The sequence below is a fragment of the Salinicoccus jeotgali genome, assembly GCF_055379195.1.
Genome location: NZ_AP043830.1, coordinates 1,476,145 through 1,495,839, shown reverse-complemented (window position 1 = coordinate 1,495,839; position 19,695 = coordinate 1,476,145). Strand labels below are relative to the sequence as shown.

The 19,695-nt window shown below is 46.7% G+C and carries 18 protein-coding genes and 1 riboswitch; of the genes, 10 read left to right on the top strand and 8 right to left on the bottom strand.

The window, feature by feature from the left end; translation table 11 throughout:
* Positions 1–44: 44 nt before the first annotated feature.
* On the top strand, positions 45–2,303 hold the full coding sequence (gene fadB / locus ACZ43I_RS07485; RefSeq protein WP_344702406.1) for a 3-hydroxyacyl-CoA dehydrogenase/crotonase FadB: 2,259 nt from the start codon (positions 45–47) through the stop codon (positions 2,301–2,303).
* A gap of 31 nt (positions 2,304–2,334) precedes the next feature.
* Positions 2,335–3,519 carry a thiolase family protein gene (locus tag ACZ43I_RS07480; RefSeq protein WP_344702408.1) on the top strand — a complete coding sequence of 395 codons (1,185 nt, stop codon included), beginning with the start codon at positions 2,335–2,337 and terminating at the stop codon, positions 3,517–3,519.
* A gap of 57 nt (positions 3,520–3,576) precedes the next feature.
* On the opposite strand, the gene ACZ43I_RS07475 is transcribed toward ACZ43I_RS07480, so the two are convergent.
* The 5 genes from ACZ43I_RS07475 to ACZ43I_RS07455 all read right to left on the bottom strand — a co-directional run bounded on the left by ACZ43I_RS07475 (position 3,577) and on the right by ACZ43I_RS07455 (position 7,217).
* Positions 3,577–4,071, bottom strand: a complete 495-nt coding sequence (locus tag ACZ43I_RS07475; protein ID WP_344702410.1) for an immunoglobulin-like domain-containing protein — start codon at positions 4,069–4,071, stop codon at positions 3,577–3,579.
* An 84-nt stretch (positions 4,072–4,155) separates the two neighbouring features.
* Entirely contained in the window at positions 4,156–4,497 is a 342-nt protein-coding gene (locus tag ACZ43I_RS07470) for a four-helix bundle copper-binding protein (RefSeq protein WP_344702412.1), read from the bottom strand.
* Positions 4,498–4,579: 82 nt separating this feature from the next.
* The gene (locus ACZ43I_RS07465) at positions 4,580–5,365 is read right to left on the bottom strand and encodes a class I SAM-dependent methyltransferase (protein WP_344702414.1); all 786 of its coding nucleotides are present in this window, start codon (positions 5,363–5,365) and stop codon (positions 4,580–4,582) included.
* Between the two features lie 106 nt (positions 5,366–5,471).
* Positions 5,472–6,107 (bottom strand): DUF5067 domain-containing protein, encoded by a 636-nt coding sequence (locus ACZ43I_RS07460; protein WP_344702416.1) that lies wholly within the window; start codon positions 6,105–6,107, stop codon positions 5,472–5,474.
* A gap of 192 nt (positions 6,108–6,299) precedes the next feature.
* Entirely contained in the window at positions 6,300–7,217 is a 918-nt protein-coding gene (locus ACZ43I_RS07455) for a 1,4-dihydroxy-2-naphthoate polyprenyltransferase (protein WP_344702418.1), read from the bottom strand.
* Positions 7,218–7,337: 120 nt separating this feature from the next.
* Here ACZ43I_RS07455 and ACZ43I_RS07450 point away from each other — a divergent pair, with 120 nt between their 5' ends.
* From ACZ43I_RS07450 to menE, 5 genes are read left to right on the top strand one after another with little or no spacing between them, the layout of a single operon-like run.
* On the top strand, positions 7,338–8,702 hold the full coding sequence (locus tag ACZ43I_RS07450; RefSeq protein WP_344702420.1) for an isochorismate synthase: 1,365 nt from the start codon (positions 7,338–7,340) through the stop codon (positions 8,700–8,702).
* Positions 8,702–10,372 (top strand): 2-succinyl-5-enolpyruvyl-6-hydroxy-3-cyclohexene-1-carboxylic-acid synthase, encoded by a 1,671-nt coding sequence (menD, locus tag ACZ43I_RS07445; RefSeq protein ID WP_344702443.1) that lies wholly within the window; start codon positions 8,702–8,704, stop codon positions 10,370–10,372. The genes ACZ43I_RS07450 and menD overlap by 1 nt, the downstream gene beginning before the upstream one ends.
* Entirely contained in the window at positions 10,362–11,186 is an 825-nt protein-coding gene (gene menH, locus ACZ43I_RS07440; RefSeq protein ID WP_344702422.1) for a 2-succinyl-6-hydroxy-2,4-cyclohexadiene-1-carboxylate synthase, read from the top strand. The genes menD and menH overlap by 11 nt, the downstream gene beginning before the upstream one ends.
* Positions 11,149–11,970: a 1,4-dihydroxy-2-naphthoyl-CoA synthase gene (menB, locus tag ACZ43I_RS07435; protein ID WP_344702424.1), complete on the top strand. Its 822-nt coding sequence runs from the start codon at positions 11,149–11,151 to the stop codon at positions 11,968–11,970. The genes menH and menB overlap by 38 nt, the downstream gene beginning before the upstream one ends.
* A gap of 53 nt (positions 11,971–12,023) precedes the next feature.
* Complete coding sequence (gene menE, locus ACZ43I_RS07430) at positions 12,024–13,424, top strand: o-succinylbenzoate--CoA ligase (RefSeq protein WP_344702426.1); 1,401 nt, start codon at positions 12,024–12,026, stop codon at positions 13,422–13,424.
* Positions 13,425–13,469: 45 nt separating this feature from the next.
* Here menE and yidD read toward each other — a convergent pair whose 3' ends face one another.
* On the bottom strand, positions 13,470–13,712 hold the full coding sequence (gene yidD, locus ACZ43I_RS07425) for a membrane protein insertion efficiency factor YidD (protein ID WP_344702428.1): 243 nt from the start codon (positions 13,710–13,712) through the stop codon (positions 13,470–13,472).
* A gap of 95 nt (positions 13,713–13,807) precedes the next feature.
* Here yidD and ACZ43I_RS07420 point away from each other — a divergent pair, with 95 nt between their 5' ends.
* A complete protein-coding gene (locus ACZ43I_RS07420) occupies positions 13,808–14,266 on the top strand; it encodes an NUDIX domain-containing protein (protein WP_344702429.1) in 459 nt (152 codons plus the stop codon).
* Positions 14,267–14,338: 72 nt separating this feature from the next.
* On the opposite strand, the gene pckA is transcribed toward ACZ43I_RS07420, so the two are convergent.
* The gene (gene pckA, locus ACZ43I_RS07415) at positions 14,339–15,919 is read right to left on the bottom strand and encodes a phosphoenolpyruvate carboxykinase (ATP) (RefSeq protein WP_344702431.1); all 1,581 of its coding nucleotides are present in this window, start codon (positions 15,917–15,919) and stop codon (positions 14,339–14,341) included.
* Positions 15,920–16,067: 148 nt separating this feature from the next.
* Positions 16,068–16,171: riboswitch (SAM riboswitch) on the top strand.
* A 91-nt stretch (positions 16,172–16,262) separates the two neighbouring features.
* On the opposite strand from pckA, the gene metK reads away from it, so the two are divergent.
* Positions 16,263–17,456 (top strand): methionine adenosyltransferase, encoded by a 1,194-nt coding sequence (gene metK, locus ACZ43I_RS07410; RefSeq protein WP_344702433.1) that lies wholly within the window; start codon positions 16,263–16,265, stop codon positions 17,454–17,456.
* A 189-nt stretch (positions 17,457–17,645) separates the two neighbouring features.
* Positions 17,646–18,554 (top strand): nuclease-related domain-containing protein, encoded by a 909-nt coding sequence (locus ACZ43I_RS07405; RefSeq protein ID WP_344702435.1) that lies wholly within the window; start codon positions 17,646–17,648, stop codon positions 18,552–18,554.
* Positions 18,555–18,622: 68 nt separating this feature from the next.
* On the opposite strand, the gene ACZ43I_RS07400 is transcribed toward ACZ43I_RS07405, so the two are convergent.
* Positions 18,623–19,582 carry an IS30 family transposase gene (locus ACZ43I_RS07400; protein WP_380710055.1) on the bottom strand — a complete coding sequence of 320 codons (960 nt, stop codon included), beginning with the start codon at positions 19,580–19,582 and terminating at the stop codon, positions 18,623–18,625.
* Between the last annotated feature and the right edge of the window lie 113 nt (positions 19,583–19,695).

Sequence of the window (19,695 nt, the reverse complement as noted above, 5' to 3'; positions counted from 1 at the left end):
GGGCAAAAGTACATCGGAGATCAAATAATTTGGAGGGTATTTCCATGACGATAAGAAAAGCAACCGTTCTAGGTGCTGGGGTAATGGGCAGTCAGATTGCTGCACTGCTCGTCAATGCCGGCTTGAAAGTGAAATTATTGGATATAGTGGCGGATGACAAGGATCGCAACAAGATTTCAAAAAAAGCATATGAGATGATAACAGATAAAAAGCGTCCACAGCTGTTCGACCTGGATTTTGCATCAAACTTGTCCTACGGCAACTTTGAAGATGACTTGAAGGGGCAGGATGATTCGGATATCTTCATCGAAGCTGTTAAGGAAGAGTTGGAGATTAAACATGAAGTGTGGAATAAGGTGAAGGGTGTTGCAAAAGATAACGCACTATTTGCAACGAATACTTCCGGCATACCGATTGCTTATATCGCAAAAGTATTGGGTGAAGAAGAACGCAGAAGATTCTTTGGAATGCATTTCTTTAATCCGCCAAGGATAATGAAGCTTGTGGAAATCATTCCGCTTGAAGACACTTCTGAACAATCGGTCGATAAAGCGCAAGCCTTCGCTGAAGATAAGCTCGGTAAAGGTGTAGTGATTGCTAATGATGTTCCAGGATTTGTCGCTAACCGGGTTGGCACACAGACGATGAATGACATCATGCACCGGGCTGAAACCCAAGGTATGTCGATTACCGAAACGGATGCTCTGACAGGGCGCAGCATCGGCAGACCGAGTACGGGGACCTACGGGTTGAGCGATTTGGTCGGATTGGACATTGCAGTCACTGTAACTAAAGGACTGCAGCAGATTCCTGAGGAAAAAGAATTTTTCCATGACACCAAAGTAGCCGAAAAACTAGTCGGACAGGGTGCACTCGGCAGGAAGACCAAGCAGGGCTTCTACAAAAAGGACAAAAAAGAGATTCTCGTCTTCGACCCGGAACAGAATGATTATGTCTCCCAACAGCAACCACAGTTTGAAATCCTGGGGCAGTTCAGCAAAGATCTGAAAGCGAACATGGATGTAATATTCAATGCTCAAGATGAAGCGGGGCTGTTCATGTGGGAGACACTCAGAAACAACTTCTATTATTCTGCTTTGAACGTACCGAAAGCGGCTTCTGACTATAAAGATATAGACCGGGCGCTTGTATGGGGGTTCAACTGGAAGAAGGGGCCGTTCCAGCTCTGGGATCTTATGGGATTCGATCGCGTTAAAAACCGCATGAAGGAAGAACTTGAAGAATTACCTGATTGGATCGAGAAACGTGCTTCAGAATTCTATGAAGCAGGCGAGACCATTGAACGGATAACTCCAGTGGCATCGTTTATAGACAGTCAGATATGGGACCGGGAAGATTCCAATCTCTCGGTAGCCCATTCCGATCAGTTGTTGTTGAAGCTGCAAAGTGCCAACAATATCATCTCAGATGGTTTTTCAAGCGATCTGATCGAAGCCATAGACTTGCTCGAAACTGAGGATTTCTCAAGTATGGTCATCTATGCAGACGGCCGGAACTTCAGCGTAGGGGCAAATCTATATATGATGAAGAAAGCACATGAAATGAAGCAGGTGGATGATCTGGTCGGCCCAGCCATAGATCAGCTCCATAAAAGCTTCAGCCGCTTAAAATATGCATTGAAGCCGGTTGTAACCGCTGTCCAGGGCAAGGCGCTTGGTGGTGGGTGTGAGCTGGTGCTGCATTCACCGTTCGTCGTAGCTGCAAGCGAAACTTATATGGGTATGGTGGAAACCGGGGTTGGTCTATTACCGAGTGGTGGTGGACTCGCTGAAATGGCAGATCGTATATTAAGTACATCCCATAAACAAAATGACAAACAGGAATTGATGACGGAAGTACTGATGAATATCGGCCTGGCTAAAGTTTCGACAAATGCTTATGAAGCGAAAAGGTATGGTTACTTGAGAGATACAGATTCCATACTGCTTAATTCAGAAAAGCGTATTGAAGTGGCGCTTGAAAAAGCGCGATTTGAAGCCAAAACCAATTATATACCTAAGACAAAAGGGCAGTACATCGCCTTAGGTCGGGATTTCATTGCACTTGTCAAAGGTCAACTTGATGCACAGCGTCTCGGTCATTTCATCAGCGACTATGATCATGAGATTACTTTGAAAATTGGAGAAGCATTGGCAGGTGGAAATCTACCGCGAAACACCTATGTAAATCAAAGGTATATCCAGAAACTGGAGCGCGAGCGTTTCTTGAGCCTGCTCCAAAATGAAAAGACGCATGCAAGAATCAGTCATATGCTTGAAACAGGGAAACCACTACGCAATTAATGGATCGGCTAAAAAGAAAGGATGAGTCTTAATGCAGGAAGCATATATAGTGGCTTATGGCCGTTCTGCTGCAGGCAGAGCTAAAAACGGCGCGATGTTCCACGATAGGCCAGATGAAATAGCGGCACAAGTACTTAAAGGCGTGCTGAAACGTGTGGATGGAGGATTTGAATCTTCCATGGTTGAAGATGTCATAGTGGGCAATGCTTTTCCAGAAGGACTACAGGGGCAAAATATAGCCCGTTCCATTGCATTGCTTGCGGGAATGCCAAACAGTGTACCGGGACAGACTGTAAATCGCTACTGTTCATCGGGGCTTCAAACGATTGCGATTGCAGCAAATCAGATTCAGGCAGGCCAGGCAGATGTCCTGGCGGCAGGTGGAATTGAGCTGATGAGCGCTGTACCGATGGGTGGGAATGAGCCTACGAACAGTCCCATTCTTCAAGATGCAGACTCAGGCGTCTCCTATCCGATGGGACTGACCGCAGAGATGGTGGCTGAGGAGTTCGAGGTCTCCCGGGAAGATCAGGATGCTTACGCGGTGCAGAGCCACCAGCGTGCCAAGGCGGCACTAGATGCGGGCCGTTTTGAAGATGAAATTATCCCGATTGATGTGACAAGAGTATCTTATGACAAGAATGGTCCCGTCGTCACTAAGGAAGAGTTTAAAACGGATGAACATATACGACCGGACACTACAATGGAGGGACTGGCGAAACTGCGTACAGTATTCAAGGCAGATGGTACAGTGACTGCAGGTACATCAGCGCCATTGACCGATGGTACCGGGTTCGTCGTTCTGATGTCAGGTGATAAGGTGAAGGAGCTCGGGGTGACACCAATCGCGAGGTTCGTCGGGTTCAAAGCTGTAGGCGTCGACCCTAAAATAATGGGGATTGGTCCGGCATATGCCATTCCTGAAGTGCTGGAGCAGGCCGACCTATCAGTTGAGGATATGGACCTGGTGGAATTGAATGAAGCATTTGCTTCTCAGACCGTCGCCTCGATCCGTAAAACTGGCTTGGACATCGATAAGACGAATGTAAACGGCGGTGCGATATCGCTTGGACATCCGCTAGGCGCTTCTGGTGCAATGCTGACGGCACGACTGTTGTCGGAAATGAAACGCAGAACCGATTCGAAATATGGCATGGTCACCATGTGCATTGGAGTCGGCATGGGCGCAGCAGGCATCTTCGAATATGTAAGATAATCCAAAACCCTCCCGCAGATAAAATTTCTACGGGAGGGTTTTTTGCTTTTGAAACAATCAGTCAATGATTTCAAACTCGGCCGCAAGCCAAGTAGTCTCTCCCGTGTCCTCATCACTGAACGCCTTGACGATTCTGTATGTACCCACGTCGAATGTTAGTCCATAATCATCCAAGATCACTGTAATATCTGCTTTGTCTTCCGGTCCAAGTCGACTGCCGTAGTTATCGAATGAGGTGAAGTCGTCAAAGACGGAGTCCTCTATTTCCAGCATATGCCATTTATCTTCGAATTGCTTTTCTATATAGAAGAACTCACCGTATGTATACACGGTATCACCAGCATTATGGAGGTGAAGTGTCATTGTCTGCATGGGTAGGTCGTATGTAGTTTTATCGAGGGAAAGGGAAACATTATTTGAGGTGCCGGATAGATTTTGTCTGGGTGAGGGATCTTCCAACAGTTCTGATGTAGGCGGTGTAATACAGGAAACCAGAAAGAAGGAGACGGATGCCAGCAGCAGTACCAGCTTCTTGTAATGCTTTTTTTCCATCAGGACGACCCTCCTATCGAGCTGCAAAATTTTAAGCATCAAACTGTAGAATCCAGGATGGCAAACAATGAATTAAGTCCCATCTCAAGTGACAGGGCTTATTGGACAAAGCCGAATTATGCGCCTCTGCATATTCAGCACATGTTTTTCCACATCTTTGGCAATGTTCATGGTCTTTTTTTCGCATTCTTCGTCGTACGCATCACACATTGAGGCACATACTACTGCAAGTGCTTTGATGAATGGAGAAATTCTGGAGATGGCCTGTTCCAAGTACCCGCACATATCGGCGCATTCCCTGTCGAGTCGTATGCATTCCGCCATCATCTTGACATCGTCTTCCTTAAGACAGGCATCGAAGCAGCAGTTGCGCTCGGTCATGCATTGCTGCAGCGTTTCAAGCGGATGATTGCATTGAATTTCCATTGGAAATCTCCTGCTGGCAAGTAGTCTAATACGCTCTATTCTTTCCTCTATGTTGCATGATGAAACGCATACATAAGCGATATCATTCGCTAAGATCTATGTTGATATAGCCATAATGAAAAAGGCTGGAAGGTCTTTTCTCTTGAACGAAACCCAAGTCATGAAACCGGCTGCTCTGCCAGTGGTCTTTCATGACTATGCGTTCTCTGGCGACGCGTCTGGCTTCAGTGATGGTATCAAGTGACAAATCCGATTTATCTGTCTGTTCATGAATAACCTGCATTGCATCTGATGTTTCGACGGTTTCGGTGAACATCGGATCGAAGTAGATGACGTCAAAAGAATTGTCTTCCTGCCTCTGTAGGAATTCGTGGTGCACGGCGTGCAGTGCTTCTATTCGACTCATCGCCTCTCTGATTTCTACGTGTTGCGTGGTAAAGTGCTTGAGGCCTTCTGATACGGCCAAGTAGAGGAGTGGATCGCTTTCGAGCGCGGTTACCCGCCCATCATCGCCTACAGCAAGGCTGGCAATCAAACTGTCGGCAGCGAGTCCCATTGTACAGTCGAGTACATGCATGCCAGATTCCAGACCAGCTGTTTTGATGAAAGGATCGGCTTTCCCTTCCAATATTCTTTTGGCCCTTACCATCGCCATATTGGGATGGAAATGAATCGGCTCGATTTGAGGGAACGGATGGATGATGATTCCGCTCCTGCTGACGACCACGACATCCTGATGATAATGCCTCTTTAGGGTTTCAATCGATCTCTTCGAACGCTTGATATAGGGGGCATCATATTTATCGGCAAGGGAATATGCGTACAAAACGGTCTGTTCATCCGTTCTGCCGCCGGTAGTTATAATCATCGCGGAGACTCCTTTAGTAAGAATGGATAAAATCACCGGCCCCCAAAATTGTATATTCTGGGGGCCGGATTAAAATGCCTGAAGCATTTTTATATTATTTTACTCATCATTCGGATTTTTCAAGTTCTATCTTATGGTCAAGTGGTTCCGACTGCTCTTCTGCCATCGGATTTTCACGGCTTTGGAGAACTGTTTCAAGTTCCGGGTCGACTGATCCATAAGCTAGTACGGCTGTAGCACTCTCTCCAGGCTCGACTGTCTCGGTGGCGGCTGCCGCCTCTTCACTCATTTCGAAATCTTCCGGAAGGCTTGTGGTCATATTTTCAAGTGTCGATTCACTTCCTTCAGCTACTTGTCTTACCGCAAGATCCAGACCAAATGCTTCTTGTGGTGCAGTCGGGACTTCGGAGTTATTCGTGAATTCGAATTCTATGACTACAACTTCTGAAGGTTGGGGTTCTTCGGCACCTTCTTCAGTCGACTCTTCTTCGTTCTCTTCTGGCTCGATGGTGAATTGACTGAATTCATTGAATGCATAATCCCCATATTCTCCGGAGTATGAAACTGCACCCTCTTCAGATGATCCGTTTTCATTTGATTCATCAGAGGCCTCACCGCTTGATTCTTCCCCCGTTGCTTCGTCTTCTGCTTGCCCCTCGTCAGAACCGCCATCATCGCTGCAGGCTCCAAGGAGCAGTACAGCAGAAAGGCCACCCGTAAGCAGGTACTTTCTTAGACTCATTTTATTTCCCCCTATTAATTAGATACAGGTTAATTATAGTATACTATACGGAATAATCAATATTATTTCGGTTATTGAAATAAATAAATATTTAAAACAACATACTCGCATATAGTGAAGGTTTTAAAAGGGCATCCTTCAAGTTGGATATGTATCGATAAAATAAAAACTCCGGCATAAGTGCCGGAGTTTCTAGATTCCCGTCAATCCATAGAGGACAAGACCCAATGTCAATAAGATGCCGAAGATCGAATTCAATTTGCCCATAGCTGCCATCGCGGGAATCAATTCCTGCGGCGTGTCTCCCTGCCACATCAACTTCACGGTCTTTATGAACTGTGGTATGGAGAGGAAGGTGAGCAGCATAAATAGGGAGCCGTAAGGTTTGAATATCGCTATCCATGTGATGAACAGGTAGGCGAATGCCAACAGCACTCCGGTAGTCATGACGGCTAACGGTTTGCCGACCAATATGACGAAGGTCTTACGGCCACTTTCCTTATCCTTTTTACGATCCCTTATGTTGTTCGCCATGTTCAGAAGTCCGATTGTGATGGCTACAGGAATCGAGATGAGAAACGGGAAGATGTGCAATATACCCGTATGGATGTAGAAGGTGATCATGATGATGACGGTACCCATAAAGAACCCCGCAAACACTTCACCGAACGGTGTCCATGATATGGGGAACGGGCCGCCGGTGTAAAGGTAGCCGACGGCCATCGATATGATGCCGGCTATGAGCACCCATACCGAGCTGTTGACGGTGATGTATATGCCGATCACTGCAGCAAGGGCATAAAATATGACTGCAATGGTCATGACGATGCGCGGGGACATACCGTTCCTGACGATGGCACCTGCAATGCCGACCGAATCCTCACTGTCCAGTCCTTTTTTGAAGTCGAAGTACTCGTTGAACATATTGGTTGCAGACTGTATGAGGAGTGTTGCGATCAGCATGGCGAAAAACATATCCCATCTGATCGACGAGAATAACAATACGCTTGCAGTACCCACAAGCACGGGGATGAAGCCGGCGGTCAGCGTATGTGGCCGTGTCAGGCTTATATATTTCCTTATCCCAGTATGTGTATCTGTTCCTTGCATTTTTTATCTTCCTTTGTATCTATGATGATAACAATTTTATCACAATTAACCTGTTATCATACACAGGGAAATAAATAAATGATAAAATGGTATTAATTATGCAGAAAGAAGTGTGTAGCAATGAATTTGGAAGCTTACCAGCGTATTCTGGATGACCTCAAACTTGATACTGATAAAAAGTACTTGAGTCTGCAAATGCCAATTGACGGATTTGATTTAAATGAGCGGAAGATATTTTCGCATTTCCATGATGCACAAGGGTCCAGATATTGGTTCCGTTCGAAGGATGGCCGCTATGATTCCATAGGCATCAAATTCCAGGAAAGCATAAAGCGGGATAAGTATTCGGCGGAAGTCCTTGAGGAGCAGAAGACATCTCTATTTCAAAAAATCCAGCAAGTGGCTGTGAAGGATGGGATGGCTTCTTCTTTAGGTCTGTTCGGAGGTACACGCTTTGATGATAAGGACACGACGGACGAATGGAACGATTTCGGCATGGTGGAATTCCATCTGCCGAAGTGGCAGTTTGACTTGGCGAATAGTGAGTTGTTCTATACGGTAAGGACAGACGAAGTGGATCTTGATGAGATCCTTATAGATATCAGCGACAAGCTTCGGGAGATTGGAGCCATCACTCCAGAACCAGCTCAGGCGCCCGAAGTCCATATGATGAAAGATATCTTCCCGGAAGAGTGGAAGGCGTTAGTGGATGAGGCGCTTGGGGTCCTGGACGACACCGACTTCAGGAAAATTGTACTTGCCAGGCAGAGGTTGCTGACATTCAAGGCGCAGGCTGATCCGCTCTACCTCCTGGATAGGTTGAATGATGAATCGGGCACTTATACGATATATTACGAAAAGGGTCAGTCGATCTTCATCTCCAAATCCCCAGAGAAGCTTTTTGACATCAAGGACGGCGTGCTCCGTACTAATGCGATTGCCGGTTCGGCAGAGCGCACGGGTGTAGAAGCGACTGATGAGCAGCAGAAGGCGTTCCTTCTGAATGATGAGAAGAACCGTTACGAGCATGAATTGGTCCGGGAATCGATTGTCCAGAATCTGGAGCCATATACAGAGGATATCGAATTTGCTGAAGGTCCGGCCATACTGTCAAATAGGTACATCTATCATCTCCATACACCGATCAGTGCAAAACTTGCTGAAGATGCGAGTTTATTTGCACTACTTGATGCCATTCATCCGACTCCTGCTGTTGGAGGGATGCCGAAAGATAAGGCGCGGGATTACATCATGGAAAATGAATACGGTACTCGGGGGTTGTATGCGGCACCGCTTGGTATGATCCATGAAAATGACGACAGCGAATTTGTCGTTTCCATAAGATCAATGCTCCTTAATTCGAAAAGCGCCACGCTGTTTGCGGGCTGTGGAATAGTCAGAGGGTCTTCCAGTGAGAAGGAGCATGAGGAGACCCGGATTAAATTCACCCCGATGCTGAATGTGCTGGGGGTGGAACCGGAGTGATGACTAAAGATCATAAAGACAATATGACATATCAAGTCTTTACTCTGATTGACCTGCTATATGCCCAAGGCGTCAGCGAATGCGTCATCAGCCCAGGCTCGCGCTCGACACCTCTGGCCATCGGAGCAGAAATGCACCCGGGCATGAAGACGCATGTCCACCCGGATGAACGGAGCGCGGCTTTTTTTGCGCTTGGAATCGCCAAATATTCAAGTGAACCTGTGGCTTTGATCTGTACATCAGGTACAGCGGCTGCAAACTATACGCCGGCAATCGCAGAAGCAGGCCTCAGCCATGTGCCGCTCGTTGCCTTGACGGCAGATCGGCCACATGAGCTGAGGGATGTCGGGGCACCGCAGTCGATCAGTCAGGAAGATATGTACCGCAACTATACGAAATACTATACGGAGTTGCCGATTGCTGATGGTCATTTGAGCAGTCAGAACTTATTGGAAGCCAAGGTACTCCAGGGAGCCCAATACTTTTTTGGTGCCAATCGGGGCCCTATTCATATCAATGTACCCATCCGCGAGCCATTGATGCCTGATTTGACGCGAACAGACCTCTTTTTCAGGAGTAGATCGGAGCCTCCTGCCCAGATTACAGGGCCAGTGCCAAGCTTCACCTTTAAAGGAAGTGGCATCGTCTTCATAGGGGAGACCATCGAAGATCTCGAGGGTCTTTTACCGTTGATGGAGAACAAGGGGCTGACGGTCATCACCGATCCGAGGCAACATATAAGAATGAAGGCTGCGACAGTCACACACCATGATCTTCTGTTCGGCAGCCTTTCTGAAGAGCAGAAGGCTTGGCTTGATAATGAAGTCGACTTCATTATCAGAATCGGCGATCCATTCACTTCAAAGGCACTCAACAGCTTCTTGTCCCAGACATCCATCCCACAATATCTGATCAGTGAGCATCAACAGTTGAAGACTTATCCGAAAACGCCGGAAAGGGTATTTGTCGGTTCTATCGGACACATACTCCGTTCCATGGATTTTGAAGGGGGAAGCTCCACCGTCAAAGGGTGGTTCGCTGGGGTCGATGCTGCCATCCGTGACTACATCATGACGCAGATGCCGGATTATAAAGATGAAGGCAGATTCATGTACGAGATGCTTGAACGATTGCCGGAGGACCGCACACTGTTCGTTTCCAGCAGCATGCCGATACGGGATGTTGAACGGTATGATGTTGGCAATCGCCACAAGATCTTAGCCAATAGGGGCGCGAATGGCATAGACGGTGTCGTTTCGACCGCTTTAGGTATGGCTACAAAGACACCAGTCACTCTGATCATTGGTGATATTGCCCTTTACCATGATATGAACGGATTGCTCATATCAAAGCTTGAATCGATCGACATCAACATCATCGTCTTCAATAATAATGGTGGCGGTATCTTTGGCTTCCTGCCCCAAAAGCAGGAAGCCACCCACTATGAACGCCTTTTCGGTACGCCGATCAGCATCGATTTCTCACACGCTGCTGCCATGTACGGTTTTAACTACCGATTGGTGGAGGCGGCAGAGGCAATCACTGAAGATGATATGTCGGCAGCTGGCCGGAATATCATGGAAATCAGGACGGATAGAGATGCTAACGTGGAGAGTCATCAACAACTGCGGTTCAAGGTGCAGGAGATGATCCAATCTTATGGAACTTAATTATCATTTTGAAGATAACGGTAAAACAGAAACTATAGTGATCCTGCACGGCTTCCTCTCGGATAAGTCGAGCATGGCACAGATATCGACCGAGCTCGATGGCATCCGCAACATCATCACTGTAGACTTGCCAGGGTTTGGGCAATCAAAGAGCATAGGACAAGACTACGGTATCGAAACAATCGCGAATGCTTTGGCTGGGATGCTTGAGTCACTCTCAATTACCCAAGCGGATATCTACGGCTATTCGATGGGCGGGCGTGTGGCGCTGTCATTCGCAATCAACCACCCGGGTTATGTGAAGCGGCTGATATTGGAAAGCACTTCACCGGGCATAGCTTCCAAGGAAGATCGTGCTATACGCCGACAGGTGGATCAAAGTCGTGCTGATGAAATATTACGGGATTATCCCGCCTTTATCTCACAATGGGAAATGCTGCCCCTCTTTTCGAGTCAAGCAACAATGACCCGTGATGACCAGGCCAGACAGCGTGAAAACCGGTTGGCCCAAAAACCGGAGGAAGTGGCTGACAGCCTGTTGAAATATGGGACCGGGGTGCAACCTTCCTACTGGACAAAATTATCCCGGCTCCACATGCCGATTCTTTTGGCGGTAGGCAGTAAGGACCAGAAATTCATCGATATCAATACTCGCATGTCTCTGCATATGCCTGATGCCCGACTGGAGATCATAGATGGGGCAGGGCATAATATTCATATGGAAGCAGGCCCGAAGTTTGGTATACTACTATTAGACTATTTATCAGGAGGAATGAATGATGGCAAGAGAATGGCAAACGATTCGCGAATATGAAGAAATTAAATATGAATATTATAATGGCATCGCTAAAGTGACAATCAATCGTCCTGAAGTACGCAATGCTTTTACACCACTGACAGTAAATGAAATGATTGATGCATTCACTAGAGCGCGGGACGATGAAAAAATCGGTGTCATCGTGCTGGCTGGGGAAGGCGATATGGCATTCTGCTCAGGCGGCGACCAAAAAGTACGCGGACACGGTGGTTATGTAGGGGAAGACAACGTTCCAAGATTGAACGTACTCGATCTGCAGCGACTCATCCGGGTCATTCCGAAGCCGGTAGTGGCGATGGTTTCAGGCTACGCAATCGGTGGTGGACATGTTCTGCACGTGGTGTGCGACCTGACTATTGCAGCAGATAATGCACGCTTTGGCCAGACAGGCCCGAAAGTCGGTTCATTTGATGCAGGTTACGGTTCCGGTTACCTTGCACGCATCGTCGGCCATAAGAAAGCGAGAGAAATCTGGTACTTGTGCCGTCAGTACGATGCCCAGGAAGCCCTCGATATGGGACTCGTCAATACTGTAGTGCCGCTTGAACAGCTAGAAGACGAAACAGTCCAGTGGTGTCAGGAAATGCTCGAGCACTCCCCGACAGCACTACGCCTGCTAAAAGCTGGAATGAACGCTGACACAGACGGTTTGGCGGGTATTCAGCAGATGGCTGGGGATGCGACACTCCTTTATTACACCACTGATGAAGCAAAAGAAGGACGCGAAGCATTCAAAGAAAAAAGAAAGCCTGATTTCGGACAATTCCCGAGATTCCCATAAGAAATCGTAAAGCCCATCATATGATGGGCTTTCTTTTGAGAGGTGAGACATTTATGTATGAATGGCTGAAAGCACAAGCAGAGGAGCAGCCCGACAAAACAGCAGTAGTCTACGAAGGTCAGCATTTAAGCTTCAAAAGTCTCTACAAAGAAGCTTTGAAACTGAGCAGACACCTGAAAAGGCTCGACCGTAATCGAGTGGGACTCTATATCGGTAATACACTGGAAGCAGTCGTTCTGGTACATGCTTCAATGATTGCGGGAATTGAAATCATCCTGATCAATACTCGTCTGACAGCACGTGAAATTACAGTTCAGCTTGGAGATATTAATGTGGACACGGTCATAACAACAAAGCCTTTCGAATTGGAAGGGCACCGTCTATATGATCTCACTGATTTATATGAACTGGAGCCACTCGATTACAAGGTCGGTTCCCCAGCCGGTGAAACAACATTATCCATCATGTTCACCTCGGGCACCACAGGCCGGGCGAAAGCCGTACCCCAAAGTTACAGGAACCATTTCACTTCTGCCAAGGGATGTGAACAACGATTCGGCTATGGGCATGCGAGCGTCTGGATGAACGTCAATCCGATCTATCATATATCGGGGTTTTCGATTCTTATGCGGTCCGTCATCGCGGGATGTCCGATGGTATTGGTCGACAAGTTTGACGAAGCGCGCATCTGGCAGAAGGTTGTCGAATATGACATAACGCATACGAGCATGGTTCCGATAATGCTTAAGAGACTGATGGCACATTCTATTCCTGACCATAGGCTTGAAGGCATATTGCTCGGTGGAGCAGGCGTGACCAGAGAGGTACTGAAAGAGGCATTATCAAAAGGGCTGCCGGTCTACAACTCTTTTGGCATGACGGAAACATGTTCGCAGATCGTCTCGATTGGAGCCGACGACCCGAAAATCCTGGAAGGCACTGCAGGGCGGCCATTGGATAATGTGGAAGTGGCAATCGACCATGCAAACGATGGAGAAATACTGGTCAAGGGCGGCCCTGTCATAGGACATTACCTGAATGCAGATATCGAAATCACTGAAAAATTCTTTAGGACAGGTGATATGGGATATTTGGATGAAGAAGGCTACCTCTATATCCTTGATCGGCGTAAAGATCTGATCATCAGCGGCGGAGAGAACATCTATCCGAAAGAAATAGAGGACGCAGCAAACGCATATGTAAAAGTTGCGAATTCCGCTGTAGTGAAGCGTCAGGATGATGAATGGGGCGAAGTGCCTGTTCTGCTCGTAGAAGCAGCAGGTGAAACGATACAAGAAAGTAATCTGATGGGGCATCTCGAGGCAAGGTTAGCCCGCTACAAGCTGCCGAAAGAAATAAAAGTGGTTGAAAATATTATAATGACCTCGACTGGCAAGGTTTCACGGGGACAAAACCAGCAAGTTTACGATCAAAGTAAAAATGGCAGTCATTAAAATGACATGACCCTGAAAACCTGCATCATGCGCAGGCCCTCAAGGTCATGTCGAACTGTCGCTTCTTTTTTTATTTTTTACCGGCACAGGATCAAAACCGCCTTCATGGAACGGGTGGCATTTGAGTATGCGTCTGACAGCCAGATACCCGCCTTTTAAAGCGCCATGTTCCTGTACAGCATCGATGCTGTAGTTCGAACAGGTCGGATAGAATCTGCAGCTTGGTGGAAACATCGGGGAGATGGCCTTCTGGTAAAAACGAATCATGGATAGAAGGATTGATTTCATTTGTTATCACCGCTCTTTTATTTATAACTTCCATAATATAAGGTACACTGGATTTAATCAAATTTAAGACTCAAAATCGATTTGGAGAGGATGCAATGCTGGAATTTACAGATCATCATGAACGCAAGGTCACTTTTGACCCAAATAGTGCAGAAGATGCAGACCATGTGCTGGGAATCTGCAAGATGGATGGAAAATATCTATTCACAGAACATAAGGTCCGCGGCATTGAATTCCCGGGTGGCAAGTTGGAAGATGGTGAGACGCTCAGAGAAGCATTGCAACGGGAAGTGTTTGAAGAGACGGGCGCGAGCCTCGCCGAACTCAAGTATATGGGGGCATATACTGTACATGGCACCCAACCATTCAAAAAAGGAGTCTACTTCGGCATCGTCGATGACCTTTTCTTCAAATGTGAATACATGGAAACTTATGGCCCTGTCGTCTACCCTTCGATAGAGGCAGTGCCAGAAGAAAAGCGGAGTTTCCTGCTTGATGACCCGTGCATCCACTACATATATGAAATCAGTAGAACTGATGGCTTTTTCAGTTGAGCATTCCAGATGACAAATAAAAGATCAGGTCGCAATGCGACCTGATCTTTTATTATGGTGCAGGCAGCTTCATCAGACTGTGAAGCCACCTTTTTGTGCGATATGTTCGGAATCTTTACTGAACTTTTTGAAGTTCTCGATGAATGATTCCTTCAGTTGCTTCGCTTTTTCATCATATGCTTCTTCGGATACCCATGTATTGCGCGGATTCAATATCTCCTTCGGTACACCAGGTACAGAAACCGGTATACTTAGACCAAAAACGGAATCTTCTTCGAAATCATTGAGGACAAGTTCTCCACTGATGGCGCGCCTTACCATGGAACGCGTATATTTGAGATCCATACGCTTGCCGACGCCGTATTCTCCTCCGGACCAACCGGTGTTTACGAGGTAGACATTGACGTTATGCTTATCGATGAGGTCACCCAACATATTCGCGTAAGTTGTCGCATGAAGCGGCAGGAATGGAGAACCAAAGCATGTAGAGAAGACAGGCTGCGGAGAAGTGACGCCGCGCTCTGTACCTGCAAGTTTGGAAGTGAAGCCGCTTAGGAAATGATACATGGCCTGTGACTTAGTCAGCTTAGAGATGGGAGGCAACACGCCGAATGCATCAGCAGTCAGGAATATAATCGTATTCGGGTGGCCTGCCACTGAAGGGATGCGTGCATTGTCGATGTAATCAAGCGGATAAGCTGCACGTGTATTCTCAGTCAATGAATTATCATCATAGTCCGGAGTGCCTTCTTCATCTACTGCCACGTTTTCCAGAACCGTTCCGAAGCGGATTGCCTGGTAGATTTCTGGTTCCTTTTCAGCAGATAGATTGATCGTTTTGGCATAGCAGCCACCTTCGATATTGAACACACCATTTTCATTCCATCCGTGCTCATCGTCACCAATCAGTTCCCGTTGCGCATCTGCAGACAATGTCGTCTTTCCGGTGCCTGAAAGGCCAAAGAACAGTGCAACATCCTTATTCTCACCGACGTTGGCAGAGCAATGCATGCTCATGACTCCTTGTTCTGGAAGCAGATAATTCATGACCGAGAAGATGGATTTCTTCATTTCACCAGCATACTCCGTACCGCCGATGAGGATTATGCCTTTTTCGAGGGAAACGATGATGAACGTTTCCGATTTGGTACCATCGACTTCAGGGTCTGCCTTGAATGTCGGGGCGGATACGATGGTGAAGTCAGGATTGATGTTAAGAGCCGCTTCTTTCGTTTCCGGTCTGATGAACATGGTGCGGGCAAACATATTGTGCCAGCTGTATTCATTTATTACTCTAAGATCAAGGCTGGTTGCCTCGTCAGCACCTGCGTGCCCGTTGAAGATAAAGACTTCTTCCTTCTTATCGAGATAGTCGACGACTTTCGCAAAGAGGTTGTTGAAGACTTCTTCGGAAATTGGCTGGTTGACTTCTCCCCAATCAACCTTGTCCCTGGAAGTGTCATCTTCGACGATGAAGCGATCCTTAGGACTTCTGCCGGTATACTTTCCGGTTTCTGCACGCAAAGCCCCCGTATTGGTCAGTTTTCCCTCTCCTCTTTCCAAAGATTTTTCGACAAGTTGGGAAGTGGGGAGTTGAATGTGTGCCGCATCCTTCGACACGAGATTTTGAATTAACTCGGAATGGTTTACCATTGTTTATGCCCCCGTTTTATAGATTATGCATAGATGAAGCTTTTCATGAATTAGTATAACACATTCATAATTGAGGTGACATAATAAATATCAAACAAGAATGGCTTGATTTGAAACCTCTCATCTAGTATATTATAGGTTAAGTTATCTCTTATCAAGAGCCGGTGGAGGGAACATACCCGATGAAGCCCAGCAACCTCTTTACTGAAGAAAGGTGCTAAAGGATGCAGAAGTGATTCTGATCGATAAGGGGAAGAGCGGAGCCTTTTCTCGTCTTATGGAGAAAAAGGCTCTATTTTTTTGCAGTGGGAGATAGCTAATATACTTAAAGGAGATAAAGTTAATGGCAGAGCGTAGACTTTTCACTTCGGAATCTGTTACTGAAGGTCATCCCGACAAGATTGCAGACCAAATTTCCGATGCGATACTTGATGAGATACTGAAAGGTGATAAAAATGCCAGGGTGGCCTGCGAGACGGTGGTCAATACTGGTATGGCACTGATTGTTGGAGAGATAAGTACAAATACTTATGTAGATATTCCTAAAATCGTCAGGGAAACAGTCAAAGATATCGGCTATATCCGTGCTAAATATGGTTATGACTATAAGACGATGTCAGTACTGACGGGAATTGATGAACAGTCTGAAGATATCGCCCAAGGTGTTGATGACGCTTTTGAAACGCGCGATTCGTCAACCATTTCAACAGGGGCAGGCGATCAAGGTCTGATGTTTGGTTTTGCGTGCGATGAGACAGAGGAGTTCATGCCGCTGCCGATCGCCTTGGCACATCAGCTTGCCAAGCGGTTGACGGATGTACGTAAAGAAGAGATCATCAATTATCTGCGACCGGATGGTAAGACTCAGGTGACGGTGGAGTACGACGAGGAAAATAATGTAAAGAGAATCGATACCATCGTCATTTCTTCACAGCACCATGAAGAAGTGGAGACGGAAAAGATCCGCGAAGATCTCATTAACCATGTCATCCGTGAGGTGGTGCCTGAAGAACTGCTTGACGCAGACACACGTTACATCATCAACCCGACGGGCCGTTTCGTCATCGGAGGTCCTCAAGGTGATGCAGGGTTGACTGGACGCAAGATCATCGTCGACACATACGGAGGATATGCCCGCCATGGTGGAGGGGCTTTCAGCGGTAAAGACCCGACTAAAGTCGACCGTTCTGCAGCCTATGCTGCGCGCTATATCGCAAAAAACATCGTGGCGGCGAAAGTTGCCGCGAAATGTGAAATTCAACTGGCTTATGCGATAGGGGTCAGCGAACCGGTCTCGATCTCAGTAGATACATTTGGAACCTCTGAATATAGTGAGTCGGATATCGTTGCGGTTATAAGGAAGCAATTCAACTTGTCGCCTGACGGCATCATAGATATGCTTGACCTAAAGCGCCCGATATATAAAGCGACGGCGAGCTACGGCCATTTCGGCCGTAACGATGCTGAATTCCCATGGGAGAAGATTGATAAGGCCGCTGCCATAAAGACAGAACTTGAGAGTGTCACGATGAAATAAATGGATAGCCCCCTATGAAACAGGGGGCTAAATTACATAAGTACGCTAATCCGGGATATTTAGATGCATGTGCATTATTTTCCCTGAAAAGCTCACTTTTTCTATGTAAAGATATAGCATTTCCGGTATAATGAACGGAGTCTTAATTAAGACGGGAAAGTCAAACAGGAAAGGAATTGAGGAAAGTCCATGAATACAGATATTTTTACCAATCCGATATTCATCGTGGTGGCAATTCTACTTCTTATCGTTGCAATTGCGTTCCTGGTCTATTATTTCAGGAATAGAGGTAAAGTGAATACGCTCCGGGAGGAGTATGATAAAGAGAAGGATGCACTGGTCGAACAATATGAGGCTGATAATGCAGCCGAGCGCCAGGAACATGAAGAGAAATTGTCGTCAGTCAATGAAAAATATCATGAAGAAACGACATTGCTCAACAATAAACTTTCAAGCCTGCGCCAGTTTACTGTAGACAAGGGAGAGTACTTGACTGATCTATCGCTCATACAGCTGAAGGACCGCCTTGTGGCAGATGAAAAGATCAGGGAGACGGATATGTACATACTCTCCAATGTGTATCTGCCTTCACGCAATTACACGAACACCCGTAAAATCGATCATCTGGTACTTACGCGGACGGGCATCTATTTGATCGACTCCAAATATTGGAGTGGGCATATACTGCATGGTGTCAATGAAGAGAATTTTGAACAGTTGCCTTATGTAGAACATTTCTTTGATCTTCTGGATATTGACAAGGCAAAAGAACAGACGTTGATATTCGAAAAGGGAAATGAGCAGAATGTGGCAGTCAACCATTATAATGAAACGATCGAAGAAACTAAAATCTCTGCTGAAAAACTCAAGAATATCTTCAAGCTCCAGTACGACGTTGTGCCGATCATCTACTTCAACCCTGAAGACAACGGCAACTATTCCATCGCGAACTACTCCAATGACCCTTCCATAAAAGTATTGGTGGGCGAGGAGGAACTTGAAAATTTCTTCATGAAATATGTCTTCCACGGCCGGTTCCAGTATACGGTTAAAGACCTGGATGAAATTGCAGAAGCGATATTCCAACTGAATCCATAAGCGAAACTTTTGTTTTGATGGACTGAAAGCCTTATAATTTTCTTATAAGGCTTTTATTCTTTCGTTTGTCAAAATAAGCTAGACAGTTCCTTTTCACCCATGTAACTCAAAAAGACTTCCAATGGTGTCCGGTAGTTCAATGATTTTCTCGGTATGTGGTTTCTTCTTGAAGCGACAGACGAGACAAATATCTGATCGACCGTGTTGAAATCCATGTCTTTGGGCAGTCCATCCTTTCTGAGCAGGCCATTGGAATGTTCATTCAATCCCCGTTGAGACGGTGTCCCTGGGTCGGCAAAGTAGATGGACAGATCGTTCTGGTTGCTCATCGATTGCCAGTTGGAGAATTCCTTACCACAGTCGAAAGTGATGGACTTGAACAGGTTTCTGGGCATCTCTTGACACCACGTATTGATGGCAGACTCGATTGCCTGTGCCGTCCGGCCTTCAGGCTTCAAGGTGATAATGACCTTAGATAGGCGTTCAACCAGCGTGATGACGGCACTCTTGTGGCGGACACCGACGATGGTATCTCCCTCGAGATGGCCGAATTCTTCATTGAACGCCGGGTAGTCAGTTGTTCTTTCAGAGATGTTTCGCCTGAAGGCCTGTCTGCCCCGGCGTTCCTGATGGCCATTTGGTTTTCGCTTGCCTTGCATCGGCAGTGTGGCTACATCAAAGGTTTTTCGTTTGAACATTCGATACAGTGTACGGCCCGAGCAGTCAATTGGCATCTCCTGCCGACCGACAATCACATCCGGTGTCCAGCCTTGCGCCACCTGCTTTTCAACATGTTTCTGCTGATCGGTCGGTAGAACAATCCGTTTTCTACCACACCGGCTTTTGTTTTCCTTATAGCGCCGATAATACTCCAGCGCAGTGTGCCCGTCCTTGAGATATGCGATGACATTATGGACCGTCTGACGGGCACGCCCAATCCGTTTCGCAATCTGTGAAGTCGGGGTCTCTTGATGGAAATAGGCTTCTATGATTACTAGCTCGTCCGTGGTAATATGGGTGTAGGTCATGCGTGATCACTCCTATGATTTTCTTTGGTCGGAAAACTCATTTTGAGTGTATCACGCGTGACCCTTTTTAGGTGTCTAGCTTAATTTTACAATCGGCGTTCTATTTAATGGGA